Consider the following 23226-nt stretch of genomic DNA (forward strand, 5'->3'; position numbering starts at 1 on the left):
CCATTGCGGAGCCCCACCCCATGACGATTTCTCCCCTGCTGGTCAAAGCCTCTGCCGACCGCGAAATCTGCAACGTCACGCCGGAATCGGCCGGCTGGAAGCATGTCGGCTTTCGCGCGCTGCGCCTGAAAGCCGGCGACACCGAAACGCTCGACACGGGCACGCGGGAACTGTGCGTCGTCGTGCTCACGGGCACGGTGCGCGCGGAGGTCGACGGCACGACCCACGATGCGCTCGGCAAGCGCGACAGCGTATTCGAGGACGTATCGCCCGATGCGCTGTACGTGCCGGGCGGCAAGACGGTCACGCTGGTCGCGACGCGCGATGCGGAAATCGCGCTGTGCACCGCGCCGTATGCGAGCGGCGACAAACCCGTGCAACGCCTCGACGGCGAACGGATGCGCCGCTCGGTACGCGGGCAAGGCACCAATACGCGTTACGTGTGCGACATCCTGATGGGCGACAACCCGGCGGCCGAGCGCCTCCTCGTCGTCGAGGTCGTCACGCCGGCCAGCCATTCGAGCAGCTATCCGCCGCACAAGCACGACCGCGATGCGGCGCCCGACGAAACCTCGCTCGAGGAAACCTACTACCACCGGATCGATCCGCCGCAGGGTTTCGCGTTCCAGCGCGTGTACACGGACGACCGCAGCCTCGACGAAGCGTGCGCGGTCGAGAACCACGACGTCGTGATGGTGCCGCGCGGCTACCATCCGGTGGTCGCGCCGCACGGCTACAACCTGTACTACCTGAACGTGATGGCCGGACCGAGCCGCGCGTGGGCGTTCAGGAATGACCCCGCGCACGAATGGATGCTCGACGCGGCGCCGAAGCGCTGAATGGAAAACGGGCCCGCGCGCGGCCCGTGACGATGCGATGCCCGGCACGCGCACCCAGCGCCGGGAACGCCACGGAGCCGCCATGGTGACGACCCTCTTTCGCCTCGATCCCCACCCGTTCGACGACGACGCGTCGAACCCGGCGCTGCCGCGCTTCGATGCGGCGCTTGCCCGCCGGATGGGCGAGATCGCGGTCAACCTCGCGTCGCGCCGCGGGCTGCCGATCGCGGTGAGCATCGTCGGCGAGCAGGCGCCGCTGTTCTATTGCGCGCTCGACGGCAGCCACGCGAACGACAGCCACGCGATCCGCCGCCGACAGAACACGGTGTTGCGCTTCGGTCTCAGCTCACTCGCGGTCGGCGAGCGCTTTCGTCGCGCCGGCTGGTCGTTGCAGTCGCAGGGGTTGTCGGACGACGACTATGCGCTCGACGGCGGCGGCGTGCCGTTGCGTGTTGCCGGGGCCGGCATCGTCGGCGCGATGACGATCGCGGGGCTCGACTCGGAACACAATCACGCGCTCGTCGTCGAGAGCCTGCAGTGGCACGTCGGCCGTTACGCACTCGCGCCGCACGCGTAACGACAACGGCGGCACGACCGGCGCAAGCGCGCCGATGCACCGCCCCGCACGATCAGTTCAACCCGCCGCTCACGACGAGATGCTCGCCGGTCATCCAGCGTGCATCGTCCGACGCGAGGAACACGGCCACCGACGCGATGTCGTCCGGCTCGCCGAGGCGGCCGAGCGGCGTCTCGCTGCGCACCTGCTTGTCGAGATCCGAACCGATGATGCCCGCGCTGTGCGTGCCCTCGGTCACGATCATCCCCGGGTTGATCGCGTTCACGCGAATCTTGCGCGGGCCGAGTTCGAGCGCGAGCACGCCGGTGATCGCGTCGACCGCGCCCTTGGTGCCGCTGTAGACGGCGCTGGCGGGCGGCGTGATGCTGGTCACCACCGAGCTGATGTTGATGATGCTCGCGCCTTCGCCGAGGTGCTTGACGGCTGCCTGCGTCGTCAGCAGCACGCCGAACACGTTCGTGTCGAATTGACGGCGATAGTGCTCTTCGGTGATCGCCTCGATCGGCGCGAATTCGTACACGCCGGAATTGTTGACGAGCACGTCGAGACGGCCGTACGTGTCGATCGCCGTATCGACGATGCGCTGCGCGTCGGCTGCCTTCGACACGTCGCCGCCCACCGCGACCGCGCGGCCGCCCGCTTCGACGATCGCGCCGACGACCGCGTCGGCACCCGCCTTGCTGCTCGCATAGTTGACGACGACCGACGCGCCTTCGGCGGCCAGTGCCTTCGCGATTGCCGCGCCGATGCCCTTCGATCCGCCCGTGACGATCGCGACCTTGCCTGCCAGCTTGCTCATGATTTCATTCCTCAGTCAGAAGACCTTCGATGGATGGCGCCGGTTGCCGCGACGATGCGTTGACGCGTCGACGCGTTGTGACGACGACCGGCCTGACTGGCAATGTACGGTGCGGCACCGCCGCGATAAAGCGGCTCGACACGAATTGACTGGCGGAGTTTGCCGAACAATCGATCGCGCGCCGTCAGCCGGCGCTCAGCCACGCATCGGCGACCTCGCCGTCCAGGCCGTCGAGCGCGCCGTCGTAGACGATCCGTCCGCGCCCCATCACCGCGACGCGCCGTGCGAGCCGCGGCGCGAACTGCAGCCGCTGCTCGATCAGCAGGATCGCGACGCCGTCGGCCTGCAGCGCGGCGAGGCAGGCGCCGACTTCGTCGACCGCGAGCGGCGCGAGCCCTTCGGCCGGCTCGTCGACGATCAGCACGCGCGGGCGGCCAGCCAGCGCACGCACCAGCGCGAGCACCTGCTGTTCGCCGCCAGACAGCCGCCCGGCTTTCACGTCCGCGCGCGCGGCCAGCAGCGGGAAACGCTCGAACAGGCGTTCGAGCGCCGCGCGTTCGGCCGCACCGCCGGCACCGCGCAGCCCGAGCCGCAGGTTGTCGCGCACCGTCAGCAGCGGGAACACGTCGCGGCTTTCGGCAACGTAAGCGACACCGCGCCGCGCGATCTCGAACGTGCGCGCACCCGCGCATTCGGCACCGGCGATGCGCACCGAGCCGGCCGTGCGCACGAGCCCCAGCACGGCCTTCGCGAGCGTCGAGCGCCCCGAGCCGTTGCGGCCGAGCAGTGCGAGCGTCTCGCCCGGTGCCAGCGCAAGATCGACGCCGTCGAGCACCGGCTGCAATCCGTACCACGCGCGCAGGCCGCGAATGTCGAGCAGTGCGCTCATGCGCGCCCCTCTCCCAGATACGCGGCGCGCACGCGAGAATCGGCACGGATTGCATCGGGCGCGCCGGTCGCGACCACCGCGCCGCGCACGAGCACCGTGATGCGTTCGGCGAAACCGAACACCGCGTCCATGTCGTGCTCGATCATCAGCACCGTGCGGCCTTGCGTCGTCGCGCGGATCAGCGCGATCATCCGCGCCGCCTGCTCGCGGCTCATGCCGGCCGTCGGTTCGTCGAGCAGCAGCGTGCGCGCGCCGCTCGCGAGCGCGATCCCGAGATCGAGCGCGCGCTGTTCCGCATAGCTCAGTTCGGCGGCCAGCGCGCCGCGCCGCGCATCGAGCCCGATGTCGTGCAACACGCGCGCGGCCGCGAGATCGACCGACGCCGATTCGCGCAGCCGGTTCCACCAGCGCCGCCGTTCGGCGGGCGCATGCAGCGCCGCGCAGCGCAGGTTGTCGAATACGGTCAGCCGCGCGAACGCGCTCGTCTGCTGGAAACTGCGGCCGATGCCGAGGCGGCTCGCGACGACCGGCCCGCGCCCGCGCAGGTCGACGCCGTGCAGCACGACCCGCCCGCGCGTCGGCCGCGTCGCGCCCGCGATCACGCCGAACAGCGTCGACTTGCCCGCGCCGTTCGGCCCGATCAGCGCATGGCGCTCGCCGGCCGCGATACTCAGTTCGACGCCGTCGAGCACGGTCTGCGCACCGAAGCGCTGCACGACGCCATGCAGCGCGATCGCGTTGCCGTTCATCGCGCGTCCTCCCGCTTGCCGGCCTGGCTGCCCTGCACGAACCGCGCGCGCCAGCCCCACAGCAGCGTGCCGATGCCGGCCGCCGAGCACGCGACGGCCCAGCCGGCCGGCGTATCGGCATCGATGCCCCACGCGCCGAATGCGAGACCCGAGCCGTCGTCCTGCGCGAAGCGCCATGCATAACCGAGCTCGGCCGCGCACACAACCGCGACGCCCCAGAACACGCACGCGCCGATGCCGCACAGCAGGCGCCACCGCTCGGCCCCCGGCGCGCCGCGCCGCAACGCGTGCGCGACCGCTTGCGCGATACCGGCGATCCCGCGCGGTGCGGCCACGACGATCGCGACGAACAGCACGCCGAGGTACAGCGCCCACGCGCGCGACACGCCCGCGACGCCGATGCTCAGCGCGGTCAGCACCGCGGCGCCGGCCGCCGGCCCGAAGAACGCGCCGGTGCCGCCGATCACCGCGGCGATCAGCACGGTTGCCGAGCGCGCCATCGACACGCTGTCGGGCGTCGCGATCTCGATGTCGATCAGCGTCAGCGTACCGGCGATACCCGCGAAGAACGACGCGCAGGTGACCATCGCGAGCCGCACGCGGCGCGGATCGGTGCCGAGCGCGGCGACGCGCGCCGGGTTGTCGCGCACCGCGTTCGCGAGCCGCGCGAGCGGCGTGTGCGTCAGCGCGTGCATCGCCCATGCCGACGCGACACACCATGCGGCAATCACCGCATACGCGTGCGCCGGCGCGCCGAACTGCCAGCCGCCCCACGTCGTGCCGCCCGCGCGGTCGATCGGCACGCCGCCGAGACCGCCGAACCATGCCGGCACGCTCCACGCGGCGGCCGCGACGCATTCGCCGAGCCCGAGCGTAATCATCGCGAACGCGGTGCCGGAACGGCGAGTCGCGAGCAACCCGGCGACGAATCCGAATCCCGCGCCGGCCACGCCGCCGACGAGCGGCAACAACGGCAGCGGGCCGCCCATATGGTTGAACCAGTGCGCGGCCGCGAACGCGCCGAGGCCCGCGAACGCCGCGTGCCCGAACGACAGCAGCCCGGTCGTACCGAGCTGCAGGTTGTACGACAGCGCGAGCACGACGAGCGCAGCCGTCTGCGCAAGATAGCCGAGCACCGCGCCATGCGGCCACAGCCACGCGGGCAGCACGAAGCACGCGGCGAACAGCGCCCAGCGCGTGCATCCGGCGAGCACGCGGCTACGCATCGACCCGTTCTCCGAACAGCCCGCGCGGCCGCGCGACCAGCACCGCGACGAGCAGCAGGTACGGCACCAGCGGCGCGAGTTGCGCGATCGACACCGCGGCCACGCGGTCGGGCAACACGATGCCGGCCCATGACGCGAGGTCGCGCAGCGACGTGTCGCTCGCGGCCGCGAAGGTCTGCGCGAAGCCGACCGCGAGCGACGCGACGAACGCGCCGCCGAGCGAGCCGAGCCCGCCGATCACGACGACCGCGAACACGACCGACCCGACGGTCTCGGCCAGCGCGGGTTCGATCACCGCCAGCGGCGCGCCGATCACGCCGGCCAGCGCCGCGAGCGCGGTGCCGGCGCCGAACAGGCCCGTCATCACGCGCGGCACGTCGTAGCCGAGCGCCTCGACGGCCGCACGATGCGTGAGCGCCGCACGCACGACGAGCCCGATGCGCGACACGCGCAGCAGCGCGCCGAGCGCGACCAGCATCGTCGCGGACATCGCCATCATGAACAGCCGGTAGCGCGGCAACGCGAGGCCGAAAACGCTCACGGGCGCACCGTCGAACAGCGGCGGCACGGGCGCCGGCAACGGCGCGAGGCCCCAGACGAGTTTCGCGCCCTCGCCGATCAGGTAAGCGAGACCGAAGGTCAGCAGCAGTTCGTTCGTATGGCCGTGCGCCTGCACGCGGCGCAGCAACGTGCGTTCGCAGCCGGCGCCGAGCAGCCCGACCGCAAGCGGCGCGAGCACGAGCGCCGGCCAGAAGCCCGCATGGGCCGCGATGCTGTAGCCGACATACGCGCCGAGCATGTAGAAGCTCGCATGCGCGAAGTTGAGCACGCCCTGCACGCTGAAGATCAGCGTGAGGCCGGCCGACAGCATGAACAGCAGCAAGCCGTAGCTGAGGCCGTTGAAGGCCTGGAGCGCGAGCGCGTGCACCGCGAGCCGTCAGGCAGTGAGCGGCTCGAGCGCGGCGCGCAACGCGTCGGGCAGCGGCACGGGACGGCGCGTCCCGCGATCGACGTACACGTGCACGAAATGCCCCTGCGCGGCGGGCGCGGCATCGCCTTGCGCGAACAGCCCGACCTCGTAGCGCACGCTCGACGTGCCGAGCTTCACGACACGCAGCCCCGCATCGACCGATTGCGGGAACACGAGCGGCGCGAAGTAGTTGCACTGCGTCTCGACGACCAGCCCGATCGTCTGCCCGTGCTCGACGTCGAGCACGCCCGCGCGGATCAGGTACTCGTTCACGACGGTGTCGAAGTAGCTGTAGTAGACGACGTTGTTCACGTGCCCGTAGACGTCGTTGTCCATCCAGCGGGTCGTGATCGGCAGGAAGTGGCGGTAGGCGTCGCGCGGACGCGGTTGCGGCTTGTCGGACATGGCGATGGCGGTCAGGACGATGGGAACGACGAGGACGACGCGCGGCGGCCGTGCGGCACGGCACGCCGGCGAAAAGCGGAACGCCGCGTCGCGATCGCTCGCGGCGCGGCGGACGATATCCTGCGGGCAGGCCGGCCCGTCACTGCCCCGGCCGGTCGACGAACTCGAAATCGAGGCCGCGCGCGCGCATCCAGTCGGCGAGCGCGACGCCCGTGCCGGCGCGCCACGGGCGCAGCAGCGGCGGATCGACGAGCCGGTATTCGAGCAGTTCCGGCGATAGCGACACCGTGCCCGACGCACGCACGTGGTACGCGATGATCAGTTCGTTCTTGCGGATGAATTCGTACACGCCGACGAGCGACACGTGCTCGGCCTTCAGCGCGGTTTCCTCGTACACCTCGCGCGCGATGCCGTCCTCGGGCGTCTCGCCGTTTTCGAGGAAACCGGTGATCAGCGCGAACATCCCTTCGGGCCAGGCCGCGTTGCGCGCGAGCAGGATCTTGCCGTCGAGTTCGACGATCGCGGCGACGACGGGCAGCGGGTTGTTCCAGTGCACGTAGCCGCAGGTGTCGTCGGGGCAGGCCTGGCGGATGCGGCCGCCTTCGTGGTCGGGATCGGCACGCTCGGTGAGCGGGCTGGCGCAGCGCGGGCAAAAGCGGTAATCGGCGGTGGTCATCGATGGAGATGGGGCGACCGGGGCCGCCTGCAGCGGCGGCGCCGGTCGCGTTCGGCGCGGGAAAGTCTCGATTCTAGCGAGTTTGCGCGGCGCCGAGGATTTCTGCGACGGCCGGACGAACCGGCCGGAACCGCGCGGGCGATGCCATCCGCCGGCGTTCGGCCCGCGTTCGCGCCCGACCCGTTTGCGCACCGGGCATGCGCGTGCACGCCCGGCGAGTCGCGTCCCGCTCGCGGGCGAAGGCCCGTTCCCTTGCGCGTGCCGCCGCGTGCGGCAGGATTGCCGGCGATCCGGTCAGGTCAGGCCGGGCCGCCGACATGGGAGGCACCGGTCAGTCGCGGATCTGGCCGTAGTTGAGATTGGCGAGAGGCATCCCCGCAGCAGCGCCGGTTGCACTGCTGCCCTTGAAGAGGCCGAAGTTCAGCGCCGCAAACGCACCGGCTTGCTGACCGTAACCCGGCGTCAGCGCGACGCGGGTTGCCGTCGTCGAGTTGTCGAAGGTGCCGAAGTTCGCGCCGGCCAGGCCGCCGAGCCGCGCATAGTAGCCGCCGGAAACCGTGCCGGCTGCCGACGACGATGCGACCATGCCGCTATTGAAGCCGACCAGGCCGCCGACGTAGCTGTCGTGGCTACCGGCCGCCGAACCGGTCGCGCTCGAGTGCTCGACCGACGCGCCCATGTAGTTCTCGCCGATCAGGCCGCCGACCGAGCTGCGCCGATCGGCCAGCACGTCGCCGCTTGCGCTCGACGACGACACGCGGCCGGCATTGAAGCCGACCAGCCCACCGGCCTTGCCCGTCCCCATCACGGCGACCGTGCCCGTCGCGCCGGCGTCGCGCACCGTACCCGTGTTGCGGCCGACGAGCCCGCCGGCGATGCTGCCGAACTCGGCCCTGACATCGCCCGACGCGGACGATCCGTCGATCACGCCGCTGTTGGACGCCACGAGGCCACCGACGACGCTCTCGAAATCGCTGACGACCGAACCCGTCGACTTGGACGCCTGCACCGTGCCCGCATTGACGCCGACCAGTCCACCGGCCTGCGCCATCATGCCGGCCATCACGGCCCCCTTCGCCGACGAACCGCGGATCGCGCCGTCGTTCACGCCGGCCAGTCCGCCGGCCGTTGCGAAGTCGCCCGCGATCACGTCGCCAGCCGCCGACGACGCGAGCACTTCGCCGGTCGCCGCATTGCGGCCGACCAGCCCGCCTGCGATGCCGTTCGCCCCTGCCATCACGTAGCTGTCGGTGCTCGACGCGTCGATCCTGCCCGCGTTGTGGCCGACCAGCCCGCCCGCCACGCCTGCCATGCCGGCCTCTACGTTGACGCTGGCCGCCGAGTCGCGCACGCTCGCGAAGTTGGCGCCGACGAGGCCGCCGACGTTCGACGCACCGCCCATTACCCTGCCGGCTGCGGTCGACGCGCTCACGACGCCACGGTTTTCGCCGACCAGGCCACCCACACGCGCGCCGTCGGTCGCCGCCACGATGCCCTTGAACGTCGATGCGTCCACCCGGCCCGCATTGTGGCCGACGAGGCCGCCCACGGATGCGTTGCGGGCGCCCCGCACATCGCCGACGGCCGTCGACGCGTTGATCACGCCGCCATTGTTGACGCCGACCAGCCCGCCGACGCGCGCGCCGCTGCCGCGTGCGTTGACGATGCCGGTCGCCGTCGATCCGTCGACGAGGCCGCGGTTGTCCCCGACGAGCCCGCCTGCGCTGCCGTTCGACGCACTGAGGACCTGGACGTCCGCACGGCTGTCGCGAATCAGCGCATCGTCGGCACCGGGCGAGATGAACGAGATGTTTTCACCGGCCAGCCCGCCGACGTGCAGCGCATCGTTGCCGCCGTTGACGAAACCCAGCACGGAGACGCGCTCGATCGATCCGCCGTAGTTGCTGCCGACGAGCCCGCCGACAATCGTCATGCCTTCGCCGCTCACCGCGACGTTCGTCGCCTTCACGTCCGAGATCGTGCCGAAGTTGTAGCCCGCCAGCGTGCCGACGCTGGCCGGCGACCGGCCGTACGGCACGACCGCGCGCGTCGAGATCCGGTCGAGCCCGAGGTTGGCGATGCGCCCGCCGTTGGCCTCGAAAAGGCCGACGGCGTTGCTGCCCGGATTGGAGATCGACAGATCGCGGATGGTATTGCCGAGGCCGTCGAACACGCCGTCGAACGCGCGTCTCGCGCCGATGCTCCGGAACGCCGCGCCCTTGCCGTCGATCGCGTTGCCCAGCACGTAGCGGCCCTTCAGGTCGCGCTCCACGTTGCGCAGGCCCGCGACGTCGTGGATCACCTGATACGCTTCGCCGTTCGACGAGAACGAGGCGTTGCGGCCCGACAGCGTGACCGAAGCGTTGTCCTGCGTGAAGCGGTGACCCTTCGTCGAGTTCAGTTCCAGATGCGCCTGATCGCCCGTCAGGGCAAGCTTGTCGTCCACGCGAATTTCGCCTGCGGCGTTTGCTTTCACGCCTGCTTTCGCACCACTCGCCGTGACTGCCTGCTTCAGCGCCACGTCGCCTTTCTTCGACGTCAGCGTCAACGCATGGTCGCTCGTCCAGTTCACCGCGCCATTCACCGCCAGGTCGCCCGACGTGTTCGTCAATGCCACGTTCGTCGTGTCCAGCGCGCGTGACAGCGTTGCCGCGTCCAGTGCGGCGTCCGCGCTCGCTACGTTCGAATTCGTGCCGTCGATCGTCGAGCCGCGCTGCGCGCCGTTCGCATTCTCGACGTTCGCGTTCGCCGATTCGATCGTCCATGTACCCGTACGGCCCGACGCGCTGCGCGTATCGACCTGTGCGTCGCCCGCCACCTTCACTCGCTCGCCGCGCGTCGTCACTTCACCGCCTGCAGCGTTCAGCTTGCCCGCGACCTGTACCAGGCCGCCGTCCAGCACGATCTTCCCGCCGCGCTCCTTCAAACCCTGCGCCTCGATCGTCCCGCTGTTGTTCACCACCGCGTTCAGCAGGCCATTGGCTGCGCGTGCCGTCATCAGCACTTCACCACCTTCCGCTTTCAGCAGGCCGCCGTTGTGCGCCTGCGCATCCATCGCACCGCCTTCCACCTGCAGGTTCAGCAGGCCCTCGCCGTCGAAGTTCACGGTGAATGCGTCACCGGCGCCCAGCGCAACTCGACCTGCCTTCGCGCTGATCACGCCCGTGTTCGACACCCGCGCACCCAGCAGCGCCACACTGCCGCCTTCGGCTGCCGTGATCGCCCCCGCGTTCTCCACCGACTGGCTCGAGGCCCCCGAGAACCGGTAGTTGTCCGCCAGGAAATCCGCATCCGAGATGTTCTTCGTCGACGCCACCAGACCGCCTACGTTCACCTGCGCACCCGCACCGAACACCACCCCGTTCGGGTTCACCACGAACACTTTCCCGTTCGCATCGATCTGGCCGTGGATCTGGCTGCCGTTCGTCCCGATCACCCGGTTCAACGCGATCGACTTGACGTCCGGCTGCTTGAACGACACGCGCTCGCCGCCGGCCACGCTGAAGTCCTGCCAGTTCGTGATCAGCTTGTCCGTGTGCTGGTTGATCGACATCGCCTTGCCGTCAGCAGACGTCGCGAAATCCGCTTTCCCCGAGGCCACCTCGCCGCCCGTCGGCAGCGCATAGGCGCTCGTCGCTGCCAGACCCAGCAGCGACACCCCGGCCGCCAGCAGGCGCTTGCCACTACCCGTCTTGCCGCGGCGACGTGCGGTTTCGCTCACCGCGCACCAGCCGCCTTGCGCTTCGTTCCATACCAGCGAGTAGGCTTTATTCATTTGGAATCCTCTTTTTTGACATTTCAACTGGCCCATCTTCGATGGGCCTCCGATCACGCTACCCGGCTAAAACCGGGCAGCATGAACACTTCTGCTCGACAGACTGCCCCTGCCCCCGCCGAGCAAATTCACGTTCGCGCTCGGCTTTCGATCAACATTAGATTCGCATTCCTATATTAATATCAGAATAGGGATGGTAAAATTCGCAGCCGGACTTGCGTCGCGGACGTCGGTACGGCGCCTGCCGCCCAGGTCGACCGAGACACAGAAAATCCGGTCGGGCCTTGAATGCCGCCCGAAACGATCGGAATGGGCGGTCATTGTCACGGGTCGGCACGATTGCCGCCCCGTGACATGCCCAGCGCGTTATCCAACGCTGACCTGCATTACCAGGGCTTGCCGTCGATCATGCCGATGTTTAAACCGACGAACGGCTCCGTCGATGCGGCGCCCGTCGCCTGACTCGATTCGATGCTGCCCGCATTGAGTCCGGCAAAACCACCTGCGAACAACGGCCGTGTCTGCGCCGGGTAGTCGATCTTCGAGCTCGTACGCGATGAACGGATCGTGCCGTAGTTCTGGCCCGCAAAGCCGCCGACATACGCACCCGACGCGAAGACCGTGCCCGACGATTCCGAACCGTCGATCAAGCCGTCGTTCGCGCCGGCAAACCCGCCCGCGTACAGTCCGCCGGTAGCCGTCACGGTGCCGCCTGCCGTCGAACCGCTCACGATGGCCTGCTTGCCGCGGTTTTCGCCGATCAAGCCCCCGGCGTAGCTGCCGCGCCCCGACACCACGTTCGACGTCGAACTCGACGACACCACCCTGCCGCGATTCGTGCCGACCAGACCGCCTACGCTGCTGTCCTGGCTGCCGCGCACGGCGCCGCTCGACTGGGAATGATCGATCGATCCGTCGTTCACGGCCACGAGCCCGCCGATGCTGCTCGCATTGCCGGCGCTCACGTCGCCGTACGCGTTACCTTGCAGAATCGCACCGGCATTCCGGCCGACCAGACCGCCGACGACGCCGCGTCCGGCATCCGCCGCGCGCCCCTTCGCCGACACGTCCACGAGCAGGCTGCCGCCGTCGTTCACGCCCGCGAAACCGCCGGTCGCCGCCGAGCCGTTGCCGGTCACGTTGCCGGTCGCGTGCGAATGGCTGATCCTGCTGTTGGCATTCGTGCCGATGAAGCCGCCGATCCTGCTGTTCGCCGTCGCACTGACATTGCCGCTTGCCGACGAATCGCGAATCGTCGCGTAATCGCTACGACCGATGAGACCGCCGATTTCCACCCCGGACGTCGCGCTGACGTTGCCGCTCGCCGACACGTTCGACAGCGTGGTATAGACGTTCGAGCCGATCGCCCCGCCAACCATGCCGACTTGACCGGCCGAGACGGCCATCGACGAGTTCGAGCGGTCGATGGCGCCGCCGACCGCGTGACCGACGAGGCCGCCCGCGTACACGGAGTTGCCCGCGATAATCCGGCCGGCGCTCGACGAATCCGAGATGGTCGAGTCCCAGCTCAGGCCGGCGAGGCCGCCCACCAGATTCGTTATGGTCGACGACGGCGACCGCACGTTCCTGATCTCGGCATCGACACGGCTGTTCGCGATACGCGAGCTGGCGTTCGTCCCGGCGATACCGCCGATGTTCACCGTTCTGTCGTTGCCGGTGATCGAGCCCTGGAAGCGCGCGCCGTCGATCACGCCGGCGTTGTTCTCGCCGACGAGACCGCCCGCGATGCTATAGCCGGTGCCGGACGACACAATGCTCATCTGCGTTGCGCGGACGTTCGAAATCGTCCCGCCGCGATTGGCGCCGGCCAGACCGCCGATCATCATGCTGGTCCTGATCGACGTGCTCGCGCCGTTCACCGCGATCGAATCGAGCGCGAGGTTGGCGATACGCCCGCGGTTCTCGGCGAAAAGGCCGATGGACGAGCCGCTGCCATTGATTTTCAGCCGGGACACCGTATTGCCGAGACCGTCGAACACGCCTTCGAACGCGCTGTTCGCACCGATGCTCTGGAATGCCCCGTTCTTGCCGTCGACCGCGTTGCCCAGCACGTAGCGGCCCTTCAGGTCGCGGTCCACGTTGCGCAGGCCCGCCACGTCGTGGATCACCTGATACCCTTCGCCGTTCGACGAGAACGATGCGTTGCGGCCCGACAGCGTCACCGACGCCTTGTCTTGCGTGAGCCGGTGGCCCTTCGCCGAGTTCAGTTCCAGATGCGCCTGATCGCCCGTCAGCGCAAGCTTGTCGTCAATCAGGATTTCGCCTGCGGCGGTTGCCTTCACACTCGCCTTCGTGCCGCTCGCCGTCACCGCCTGCTTCAGCGCCACGTCGCCCTTTTGCGACGTCAGCGCCAGCGTATGGTCGCTCGTCCAGTTCACCGCGCCATCCACCGTCAGGCCGCCCGACGTGTTCGTCAATGCGACGTTCGTCGTGCCCAGCGCGCGTGACATCGTTGCCGCGCCGATCGCAGCGTCCGCGCCGTCGACGTTCGCGTTCGCCGACTCGATCGTCCACGTACCCGTGCGGCCCGACGATGAACGCGTGTCGACCTGCGTGTCGACCGCCACCTTCACCTGTTCGCCACGCGTCGTCACGTCACCGCCTGCCGCGTTCAACTTGCCCGCGACCTGCACCAGGCCGCCGTCCAGCACGATCTTCCCGTCGCGCTCTTTCAAGCCCTGCGCCTCGATCGTCCCGCTGTTGTTCACCACCGCGTTCAGGAGGCCGTTCGCCGCGCGGGCCGTCATCAGCACTTCACCGCCTTCCGCGCTCAGGAGCCCACCGTTGTGCGCCTGCGCGTCCATCGCGCCGCCTTCCACCTGCAGGTTCAGCAGGCCGTCGCCGTCGAAGTTCACGGTGAACGCGTCGCCCGCACCCAGCGCCACGCGACCTGCCTGCGCGCGGATCACGCCCGTGTTCGACACCCGTGCGCCCAGCAGCGCCACACTGCCGCCTTCGGCTGCCGTGATCGCCCCCGCGTTCTCCACCGACTTGTCCGACGCGCCCGAGAACCGATAGTTACCCGCCAGGAAATCCGCATCCGAAATGTTCTTCGTCGATGCCACCAGACCGCCCACGTTCACCTGCGCACCCGCGCCGAACACCACGCCGTTCGGGTTCACCACGAACACCTTCCCGTTCGCGTCGATCTGTCCATGGATCTGACTGCCGTTCGTCCCGATCACGCGGTTCAACGCAATCGACTTGATGCCCGGTTGCTGGAACGACACGCGCTCGCCGCCGGCCACGCTGAAGTCCTGCCAGTTCGTGATCAGCTTGTCCGTGTGCTGGTTGATCGACATCGTCTTGCCGTCAGCAGACGTCGCGAAATCCGCTTTCCCCGAGGCCACCTCGCCCCCCGTCGGCAACGCATACGCGCTCGTCGCTGCCAGACCCAGCAGCGACACCCCGGCCGCCAGCAGACGCTTGCCGCCACCCGCCTTGCCACGGCGACGCGCGGTTTCGCTCACCGCGCACCAGCCGCCCTGCGCTTCGTTCCATACGAGTGAATAGGCCTTATTCATTTGGAATCCTCTTTATCTGGTTTTTGAATGCTCGTGAAACGACCGAGCAGCCGATCACGCCCACTCAGAAATACTGAGCGGCCTGAACCCATACGCTTGGCGCGCGGGTCGGCGAATCGCCGCCCCGGCCAAGCGGCAATGCGGCCGTCAGCGACACCTGGCGCTTCGCGCCGAACCAGCTCGCGCCGATACCCGCCGCCTGCATGTGTTGCGTATTCCGTTCGCTCGTCCACGGATGCCGGTTGATCTGCACGGCGCCCGCGTCGACGAACATGCTGACCTGCCATCCCGGTGCGGCGAGATAACGCAGTTCCGCGCTGGCCTGCCAGCCCTGGTCGCCGCTGCCTTCGCCGAGCGCGTAGGCGCGCACGCCGTACGGGCCGCCGAGGCTGAATTTCTCGGACGAGTCGAGATTGCGCGACGCGAACTGCGCGCTGACCTGCCCGTACAACTGGAAACGGCCGCCCAGCGCCTGGATCCGCTGCGCGTCCACGTTGAGCTTCTTGAAGCCGCCGATCGACTTCGTCAGAGGATTCGCCTCGAACGCATCGCTGCTGCGCAACCGCCCGACGCCGAACATCACGGAAAAGCCGTTGCGGCCGCCGCCCAGCCAGCCGTCCTGGCTGTTGCCGCTGAGCCCGAAGGTCCACAGGCCGACGTTCTTGTCGTTCTGGAGCGAGAAAGTGCCGTAGGTGTCGTGCAGGTTCTTGTTCTCGTATTGCACCTGCGCGGTGACGCTCAAATCGCGTGCGCGCACGAGCGGTTGCGCGACGTAGACGGTCTGGACGCTGGCGCGCCCGCTCATCTCGAGATCGGAAAACCGCCCCGCGACGCGGTAGCGCAACGACGAATACGCGACGCCGACCCGCGTGGATGCCGGCCCGACCGGCACCTGATAGGCGGCGCGGTAATAGCGTTGCCGTTCGTCGCTGACGAGCCCGCGCAGGCTCAGGCGATCGCCGAGCCGCAGCGGCGCATTGACGTCGACGCTGCCGCCGACGCGGTAGCGCCCCGTCGACACCCCGCCGAAGTTGTCGAATTCGAGCGACCCGGATGCGGGCGGCCCGCGTTCGGCATCGACGACGAGATCGGTGGTGCCCGGCGCTTCGCCGGGGCGCAGCGTGCCGCGCGCGCCGACGCCCGCCAGATCGTCGAGCAGCAGCAGGCTGCGCTCGAGGCTGGAACCGCGGACGACGTCGCCCGGATGCAGCGCGGCAAGCGGCTGCCGCAGCACGGCGTCGAGTGCGCGAGAATGATTCTGGATCTCTATCTTGCCGTAGCGCCCTTCAGCGACTTCGATGCGCACGACACCGTCTTCGATGTCCTGCTTCGGCAAGTAGGCGCGCGCGAGCACGTAACCGCGCTCGCGATAGTAGGCGGTGATCCGCTCGGCCGCGCCTTGCAGGTCGGCAAACGTGAGCGCGTCGCCCGCCAGCCCGGCGACGAGCGCCTGCAGCGTTGCGGTGTCGAATACGGTGTTGCCGCCGATCTGGAACGCGCGCACGGCGATGCGCGGCCCGGCATCCGGTTGCGGTTGCGCGGCGCTTTCGGACGGAACGATCTCGAGATCGGGCGCGGCTTTCGGCGGCAGCGCCGGACGCGACGTTTCGACGTCGCGCATCGTCGCTCCGGCGTTCGGCACCTGTGCGTGTGCCTGCCCGGGCACGCCCGCCACGCCCGCGCCCCACAGCAACGACAGGCACAGCATGCTGCCGGCGCCCCGAAGCACGCGCGGCACACCACTGTCGGCAACCACCCCGGGCGGTGAACCGGCTGTACTTGCGCCCGTGATGACTAAACAACCGATGTCGTTACGGCAACGGACGATAATTCTTCGTTGATCTACCCACATGCGCCACTGCATCCGAAGTGCAATCGCCGGACCCCTCCGGCGATCAATTTATTCGGCGGATGCTACAGACAGGCATTCCGGATGTATGTAGATCAGGTACGAAATTTGCGCAGCAATCGTCTTTAAAAATCAGTCGCGTACTAATCCGCTTCCGGGAAAAATAGTAATCCTATTAATTTACCCGGATCGAAACGGCATCGTCCCCGGGCAATCGACACGTCGCCCGTGCGCGCCGACGGCATCGTCCGTCGGTATCACGCGCGCCGTCGATGCGCACCGGCAACCGCCGTCATCGCCACGAACCCCGCCGCCCCAGCCAGCAGCGCCGCGGCCGCGACCCACAGCGCGGGCGTGAACGCCCCGTATCGCGCCACCAGCGGCGCCGCGACGAGCGGCCCCGCAATCTGCCCGACGCCGTACGACGCGGTCGCATAGCCCATCAGCCCGGCCGCGCGTTCGCCGTGCAGGCGCCGCGCCTCGCGCATCGCAAACAGCGTGATCGCGGTGAACGGCAGGCCGAGCAACAGGCTGCCGACCGAGAAACCGGCCGCGTTCGGCCACACGATCCCGGCCGCGATGCCGAGCGCCTGCGTCGCGCAACCGGCCGCGAGCAGCAGCCGGTTGTCCCAGTGGCCGGGCAGCCGCGAAGCGGAGACCGCGCCGACGATCAGCGCCGCGCCGAACATCGGCCAGAACAGGTCGGGCCACGGCGACCCGGCCGGCAGCGCGGCGCGCGCGATCACGGGCAGGAACGTCGCGGTGATGATGTAGCCGAAGCCCGGCATGCCGTACAGCACGACGAGCCAAGCGGCGTCCGCACGATGGCGCCGCGTGTCGTGCGGCGCCGCGACCGTCGCCGCATGCCGGGCAGTCACGGCCGGCGGCATGGCTGCCGACACCGGCGCACTGCCGAACGTGCGCCAGATCGCGACCGACAGCACGGCCGACAGCGCCGCGAAACCGAGCCAGCCCGACGCCGCGCGCTGGCCGGCCAGCGCGCTGCCGATCAGCCCCGTCACCACGATGCCCACGCCGGGCCCCGCGTAGATCACCCCGCTCCACTCCGGCGCGACCAGTTCGGCCAGCCGCCGCAGCCCCCATTGCGACATGAAGACGAAGGTCCATGCGCTGACGACGCCCGCAACGAAGCGCACCGCGAGCCACACGGGCAGCAGGTGGCCGACACCCATCGCGGCGGTGAGCAACACGGTGGCCACGAGCCCGACGCGCACCATGCGCGCGGGCGCCACCCGCAGCGCGGCGCAACTGACGGCACCGACGAAGTAACCCGCGTAGTTCGCCGACGCGAGCCAGCCGCCGGCCTTCAGGCCGATCGAGCCGTCGGCGAGCATCAGCGGCAGCAGCGGCGTGAACGCGAAGCGGCCGACACCGAGCACGATCGCGAGGCCGACCATGCAGGCCAGCGCGACCGTGCGGGCGCGGCGGTCGGTATCGTCGACGGAAGGCGCGCCGGCAGCGGCGCTCGGGGCATCGGAACGGGACATGGCGGCATGGGCCGCGCGCGGAACGCGCCGGCCGGATCGGAAATCGGAACGTTTCCATCGTAGCTTGACCAAACGTTCTCGAAAAATGAATAATTGAGAATCCATTCATCGCTCGGAGAGAATCATGGATCTGGCGGCACTGGCGATATTCCGGGCCGTGGTGCGCGAGAACGGCGTGACGCGCGCGGCGGCCAAGCTCAATCGCGTGCAGTCGAACGTGACGACGCGTATCAAGCAGCTCGAGGAAGAACTCGGCGCGGCGCTGTTCGTGCGCGACGGCCGCCGGCTCGTGCTGACGCCGGCCGGGCACACGCTGCTGCCATATGCGGAGCGCCTGCTCGCGCTCGCCGACGAGGCGCGCGACGCGGTGCGCGAGGACACGCCACGCGGGCGGCTGCGGCTCGGCACGATGGAAAGCACGGCAGCGAGCCGGCTGCCGACCGTGCTCGCGCGCTATCACCACGCATGGCCCGACGTGTCGCTCGAACTGGTGACGGGCACGACGGGCTGGCTGATCGAGCGCGTGCGCGACTTCGAGATCGACGCCGCGCTGTTCGCGCGCCCGCCGGCGCCGGACACGCTGCCCGACACGTTCGAGACGGTGCCGATCTTCCGCGAGGATCTCGTGCTGCTCACGCCGCGCGGCCATCCACCGGTGCGCACGCCGCGCGACGTGATCCTGCCGACGCTGATCGCATTCGAGCGCGGCTGCACGTATCGCAAGTACGTCGAACGGTGGTATTCGGCGCACGGCGTCAAGCCGGCGCGCGTGCTCGAACTCGGCTCGTATCACGCGATCGTTGCGTGTGTCGCGGCCGGCGCGGGCGTCGCGGTCGCGCCGCGTTCGGTACTCGACCTGCAGCCCGAGACCGGCAACATCGCCGCGCACGTGATCCCCGAGCTGGAGGGCATCGACACGCTGCTCGCATGGCGGCAGGGTTATGCGTCGGCGGCGCTCGCCGCGCTGCGCGATGCGCTTGGGGAAGCCGAGCGGCAGCAGGACGCCGTACAGAAAGCGCACGTGGCGCTGCCGGCCTGAAGCGATCCGCCAACGGGCGCGCGACGGCGCACTCACGCACCGTCCGTTTGCGTACCGGGCAACCGTCCGTGCGTCAGGCACGATGGCGGATCGGCCGCACACACGGCGCGTAAACGCAAAACGACCCGACCGGCACCGATGCCGATCGGGTCGTTTCATGCGATTCCGTCGAAAGAATCGCGCGGTGCGGGCCGGCGCTCCGCCCTTGCGGGCGCCGCGCCGGCCAGGCCGATCAGAGGCGCTCTTCGACCCAGCCCTTCACGCCCGCGAGCGCGCCCGGCAGGTTCGCCGGCTCGGTGCCGCCCGCCTGCGCCATGTCCGGACGGCCGCCGCCCTTGCCGCCGACCTGCTGCGCGACGAAGTTCACGAGCTCGCCGGCCTTGACCTTCTTGCTCGCATCCGGCGTGACGCCCGCGATCAGGCTGACCTTGCCGCCTTCGACGGCCGCCAGCACGATCGCCGCGTTCTTCAGCTTGTCCTTCAGCTTGTCGACCGTTTCGCGCAGCGTCTTCGCGTCCGCGCCGTCGAGCGTCGCCGCCAGCACGTACACGCCGCCGATTTCGACGGCCTGCTGCGCGAGTTCGTCGCCCTGGCTCGAGGCGAGCTTCGACTTCAGCGCGCCCAGCTCCTTCTCGAGCGACTTCACCTGGTCCTGCACCTGCGCGATCCGCTGCGTGAGTTCCGACGGCTGCGCCTTCAGCGCCGCTGCCGCTTCGTTCACACGCGCGTCGAGTTCCTGCACGTAGCGCAGCGCGTTGTCGCCGGTGATCGCCTCGACGCGGCGGATGCCGGCCGCGACGCCGCCTTCGACGACGATCTTGAACAGGCCGATGTCGCCGGTGCGGTGCACGTGCGTGCCGCCGCAGAGTTCGCGCGAGAAGCCGAGGTCGAGCACGCGCACTTCATCGCCGTACTTCTCGCCGAACAGCGCCATCGCGCCGCCCTTCACCGCTTCGTCGTACGGCATCACGCGCACGATGCCCGGCGCGTTCGCGAGGATTTCGTTGTTGACGATCTGCTCGACGCGACGGATTTCGTCGTCGGTCATCGGCGCGTTGTGCGCGAAGTCGAAACGGGTCTTTTCCGCGTCGACCAGCGAACCCTTCTGCTGCACGTGCGCGCCGAGCACTTCGCGCAGCGCCTTGTGCATCAGGTGGGTGGCCGAGTGGTTGCGCTGCGTGCGCGCACGACGGTGCGCGTCGATCTCCGCGCGCAGCACGTCGCCGACCTTCAGCGTGCCCTGCTCCAGCGTGCCGTGATGGCCGATCACGTCGGCCTGCACCTTCAGCGTATCGGCCACCGCGAAGCGCGTCGCGGCGTTCGCGAGCACGCCCTGGTCGCCGACCTGGCCGCCCGATTCCGCGTAGAACGGCGTGTGGTCGAGCACGACGACCGCATCCTGGCCGGCCTTCACTTCGTTGACCGACGAACCGTCGACGTACAGCGCGACGATCTTCGCGTCGTCGAACGCGATTTCCTCGTAACCGTGGAACGTGGTCTTCGCGCCCGTGTATTCGAGGCCCTGCGTGGCCTTGAACTTGCCGGCCGCGCGCGCCTGCTCGCGCTGGCGCGCCATCGCGTCGTCGAATGCCGGCTCGTCGACCGTCATCCCGCGTTCGCGGCACACGTCGGCCGTGAGGTCGAGCGGGAAGCCGTACGTATCGTGCAGCTTGAACGCGAGTTCGCCGTCGAGCACCTTGCCGCCCTTGGCCTCGACGTCGGCCAGCGCGGCTTCGAGGATCGACATGCCATGCTCGATCGTCTCGAAGAAGCGCTCTTCTTCCTGGCGCAGCACGTCGGTCACGCGTTGCTCGGCTTCCTTCAGCTCCGGATAGGCAACGCCCATCTCGGCGACGAGGTCGGCCACCAGCTTGTGGAAGAACGCGCCCTTGCGGCCGAGCTTGTAGCCGTGGCGGATCGCGCGGCGCACGATGCGGCGCAGCACGTAGCCGCGGCCTTCGTTGCCGGGGATCACGCCGTCGACGATCAGGAACGAGCACGCGCGGATGTGATCGGCGATCACTTTCAGCGAGTTGTTCGTGAGGTCGCTGATCTCGGTCACGCGCGCGGCGGCCTTGATCAGGTTCTGGAACAGGTCGATCTCGTAGTTGCTGTGCACGTGCTGCAGCACCGCGGCGAGACGCTCGAGGCCCATGCCGGTGTCGACCGACTGCTTCGGCAGGCGCGTCATGTTGCCCTGCGCGTCGCGGTTGAACTGCATGAACACGAGGTTCCAGATCTCGATGTAGCGGTCGCCGTCTTCTTCAGGCGACCCCGGCGGGCCGCCCCACACGTCCGGGCCGTGGTCGTAGAAGATTTCGGTACACGGGCCGCACGGGCCGGTGTCGCCCATCGTCCAGAAGTTGTCCGACGCGTAGCGCGCGCCCTTGTTGTCGCCGATGCGGATGATGCGCTCGGTCGGTACGCCGACTTCCTTCGCCCAGATGTCGTAGGCTTCGTCGTCTTCCTGGTACACGGTCACCCACAGCTTGTCCTTCGGCAGCTGGTAGACCGTGGTCAGCAGTTCCCACGCGAACTTGATCGCGTCGTGCTTGAAGTAGTCGCCGAACGAGAAGTTGCCGAGCATCTCGAAGAACGTGTGGTGGCGCGCCGTGTAGCCGACGTTCTCGAGGTCGTTGTGCTTGCCGCCCGCGCGCACGCTGCGCTGCGCCGTCGTGGCGCGCGAGTACGGGCGCGGGTCCGTGCCGAGGAACACGTCCTTGAACTGGACCATGCCGGAGTTCGTGAACATCAGCGTGGGGTCGTTACCGGGCACGAGGCTCGACGAGCGGACGATCGTGTGGCCCTTCGATTCGAAGAATTTGAGAAATTTCTCGCGGATTTCGGCAGCTTTCATGGCGTGCGGGGACAGTCTGGCAAAGACGGCTTCAAACGCCGGCGCCCTTGGGCGGCGCGCGGCGGCATGGATTCGGAAACGATCGATTATACGGGATCGGGGCCGGCTTCCGGGCAAAGCGCCGGCAAAGCGGCTCGGCCCTCCTGCCGGCCCGGCTGGGCCACTCGCGACGCCGATTCGCCTTAAGATGCTCGGCATGCCAATTCGCCTTGCCCGCCAAGGCCAGCCATGAAAGGAGACGATTCGACGATGGGTGCCCTGAGCCATATCCGCGTGCTGGACCTCACCCGCGTGCTCGCGGGCCCGTGGTGCGCGCAGACGCTTGCCGATTTCGGCGCGGACGTGATCAAGGTCGAGCGCCCGGGCGCCGGCGACGACACGCGCCACTGGGGGCCGCCGTACCTGAAGGACGCGGACGGCGCCGATACCGCCGAGGCCGCTTACTACCTGGCGGCGAACCGCAACAAGCGCTCGGTGACGGTCGACATCGCGACGCCCGAGGGCCAGCAGATCGTGCGCGAACTCGCCGCGCAAAGCGACGTCGTGCTCGAGAACTACAAGGTCGGCCAGTTGAAGAAATACGGGCTCGATTACGAATCGCTGCGCGCGGTGAAGCCCGACCTCGTCTACTGCTCGGTCACCGGCTTCGGCCAGACGGGCCCGTACGCGCATCGTGCCGGCTACGACTTCATCGTCCAGGGAATCGGCGGCTTCATGAGCATCACCGGCGAACGCGACGGCGAGCCGGGCGGCGGCCCGCAGAAGGCCGGCGTCGCGATCGCCGACCTCGCGACCGGCCTCTACTCGACGATCGCGGTGCTCGCCGCCCTCACCCACCGCGACCGGACGGGCGAAGGCCAGTACATCGACATGGCGCTGCTCGACGTGCAGGTCGCGCTGCTCGCGAACATGAACACCAACTTCCTCGCGAGCGGCAAGCCGCCGGTGCGCTGGGGCAACGCGCATCCGAACATCGTCCCGTACCAGACGTTCCAGACGAGCGACGGGTGGATCATCGTCGCGGTCGGCAACGACGGACAGTTCCGCAAGTTCGTCGAGGCGGGCGGCCGGCCCGAGCTGGCCGACGACGAGCGTTTCGCGACGAATCCGTCGCGCGTGCGTCACCGCGACACGCTGGTGCCGATCCTCGCGGAAATGGTGAAGGCACGCGGCAAGGCCGACTGGATCGACGTGCTCGAAGCGGCCGGCGTGCCGTGCGGGCCGATCAACGATCTCGACGAGGTGTTCGACAACGAGCAGGTCGTCGCGCGCGGGATGCAGGTGTCGCTGCCGCACCCGAGCGGCGCGAACGCGAAGCTCGTGCGCAACCCGATCCGGATGAGCGTGACGCCGCCCGACGCGCGTACCGCCCCGCCGCTGCTCGGCGCGCAGACCGACGACGTGCTGCGCGACATGCTCGGCTACGACGACGCGAAGATCGCCCGGCTGCGCGCGAAACAGGCGATCTGAGAGGCGATCCGCGCACGGCGCCCGGCGCGGGTGCCGGCGGGCAGGCGGCTGCC

16 protein-coding genes are annotated in these 23226 nt (G+C 69.0%); 4 read left to right on the forward strand and 12 right to left on the reverse strand.

Annotated features, from left to right (window positions below; translation table 11 throughout):
* The first annotated feature begins 20 nt into the window (after positions 1 to 20).
* Positions 21 to 839, forward strand: coding sequence for a 5-deoxy-glucuronate isomerase (gene iolB / locus VK92_RS08585; protein ID WP_048025939.1), 819 nt, complete (start codon positions 21 to 23; stop codon positions 837 to 839).
* An 82-nt stretch (positions 840 to 921) separates the two neighbouring features.
* Entirely contained in the window at positions 922 to 1416 is a 495-nt protein-coding gene (locus tag VK92_RS08590) for a heme-degrading domain-containing protein (RefSeq protein WP_048025938.1), read from the forward strand.
* 52 nt (positions 1417 to 1468) lie between these two features.
* On the opposite strand, the gene VK92_RS08595 is transcribed toward VK92_RS08590, so the two are convergent.
* The 11 genes from VK92_RS08595 to VK92_RS08645 all read right to left on the reverse strand — a co-directional run bounded on the left by VK92_RS08595 (position 1469) and on the right by VK92_RS08645 (position 17807).
* Positions 1469 to 2215 carry a glucose 1-dehydrogenase gene (locus VK92_RS08595; protein ID WP_021162382.1) on the reverse strand — a complete coding sequence of 249 codons (747 nt, stop codon included), beginning with the start codon at positions 2213 to 2215 and terminating at the stop codon, positions 1469 to 1471.
* Between the two features lie 184 nt (positions 2216 to 2399).
* The gene (locus VK92_RS08600; protein ID WP_048025937.1) at positions 2400 to 3104 is read right to left on the reverse strand and encodes an ABC transporter ATP-binding protein; all 705 of its coding nucleotides are present in this window, start codon (positions 3102 to 3104) and stop codon (positions 2400 to 2402) included.
* Positions 3101 to 3853 (reverse strand): ABC transporter ATP-binding protein, encoded by a 753-nt coding sequence (locus VK92_RS08605; protein WP_048025936.1) that lies wholly within the window; start codon positions 3851 to 3853, stop codon positions 3101 to 3103. The genes VK92_RS08600 and VK92_RS08605 overlap by 4 nt, the downstream gene beginning before the upstream one ends.
* Positions 3850 to 5079 carry a branched-chain amino acid ABC transporter permease gene (locus VK92_RS08610; RefSeq protein ID WP_048025935.1) on the reverse strand — a complete coding sequence of 410 codons (1230 nt, stop codon included), beginning with the start codon at positions 5077 to 5079 and terminating at the stop codon, positions 3850 to 3852. The genes VK92_RS08605 and VK92_RS08610 overlap by 4 nt, the downstream gene beginning before the upstream one ends.
* Complete coding sequence (locus VK92_RS08615; protein ID WP_048025934.1) at positions 5072 to 6007, reverse strand: branched-chain amino acid ABC transporter permease; 936 nt, start codon at positions 6005 to 6007, stop codon at positions 5072 to 5074. The genes VK92_RS08610 and VK92_RS08615 overlap by 8 nt, the downstream gene beginning before the upstream one ends.
* Before the next feature lie 9 nt (positions 6008 to 6016).
* The gene (locus VK92_RS08620; protein ID WP_021157113.1) at positions 6017 to 6454 is read right to left on the reverse strand and encodes an acyl-CoA thioesterase; all 438 of its coding nucleotides are present in this window, start codon (positions 6452 to 6454) and stop codon (positions 6017 to 6019) included.
* A gap of 139 nt (positions 6455 to 6593) precedes the next feature.
* A complete protein-coding gene (locus VK92_RS08625; protein WP_048025933.1) occupies positions 6594 to 7130 on the reverse strand; it encodes an NUDIX domain-containing protein in 537 nt (178 codons plus the stop codon).
* A gap of 331 nt (positions 7131 to 7461) precedes the next feature.
* Positions 7462 to 10905 (reverse strand): two-partner secretion domain-containing protein, encoded by a 3444-nt coding sequence (locus VK92_RS08630; RefSeq protein WP_048025932.1) that lies wholly within the window; start codon positions 10903 to 10905, stop codon positions 7462 to 7464.
* Between the two features lie 386 nt (positions 10906 to 11291).
* Positions 11292 to 14450 (reverse strand): two-partner secretion domain-containing protein, encoded by a 3159-nt coding sequence (locus VK92_RS08635; RefSeq protein WP_048025931.1) that lies wholly within the window; start codon positions 14448 to 14450, stop codon positions 11292 to 11294.
* Between the two features lie 64 nt (positions 14451 to 14514).
* Positions 14515 to 16179 carry a ShlB/FhaC/HecB family hemolysin secretion/activation protein gene (locus VK92_RS08640; protein ID WP_331457552.1) on the reverse strand — a complete coding sequence of 555 codons (1665 nt, stop codon included), beginning with the start codon at positions 16177 to 16179 and terminating at the stop codon, positions 14515 to 14517.
* A gap of 377 nt (positions 16180 to 16556) precedes the next feature.
* On the reverse strand, positions 16557 to 17807 hold the full coding sequence (locus VK92_RS08645; protein WP_048025930.1) for a YbfB/YjiJ family MFS transporter: 1251 nt from the start codon (positions 17805 to 17807) through the stop codon (positions 16557 to 16559).
* Positions 17808 to 17931: 124 nt separating this feature from the next.
* On the opposite strand from VK92_RS08645, the gene VK92_RS08650 reads away from it, so the two are divergent.
* Positions 17932 to 18846 (forward strand): LysR family transcriptional regulator, encoded by a 915-nt coding sequence (locus VK92_RS08650; protein ID WP_048025929.1) that lies wholly within the window; start codon positions 17932 to 17934, stop codon positions 18844 to 18846.
* A gap of 232 nt (positions 18847 to 19078) precedes the next feature.
* Here VK92_RS08650 and alaS read toward each other — a convergent pair whose 3' ends face one another.
* A complete protein-coding gene (alaS, locus tag VK92_RS08655) occupies positions 19079 to 21703 on the reverse strand; it encodes an alanine--tRNA ligase (protein ID WP_048025928.1) in 2625 nt (874 codons plus the stop codon).
* A 249-nt stretch (positions 21704 to 21952) separates the two neighbouring features.
* Between alaS and VK92_RS08660 the strand changes: the two genes are divergently transcribed.
* A complete protein-coding gene (locus VK92_RS08660) occupies positions 21953 to 23173 on the forward strand; it encodes a CaiB/BaiF CoA transferase family protein (protein WP_048025927.1) in 1221 nt (406 codons plus the stop codon).
* Positions 23174 to 23226 lie beyond the last annotated feature (53 nt).

Source organism: Burkholderia sp. LK4, from assembly GCF_001043615.1.
GTDB lineage: Bacteria > Pseudomonadota > Gammaproteobacteria > Burkholderiales > Burkholderiaceae > Burkholderia > Burkholderia cepacia.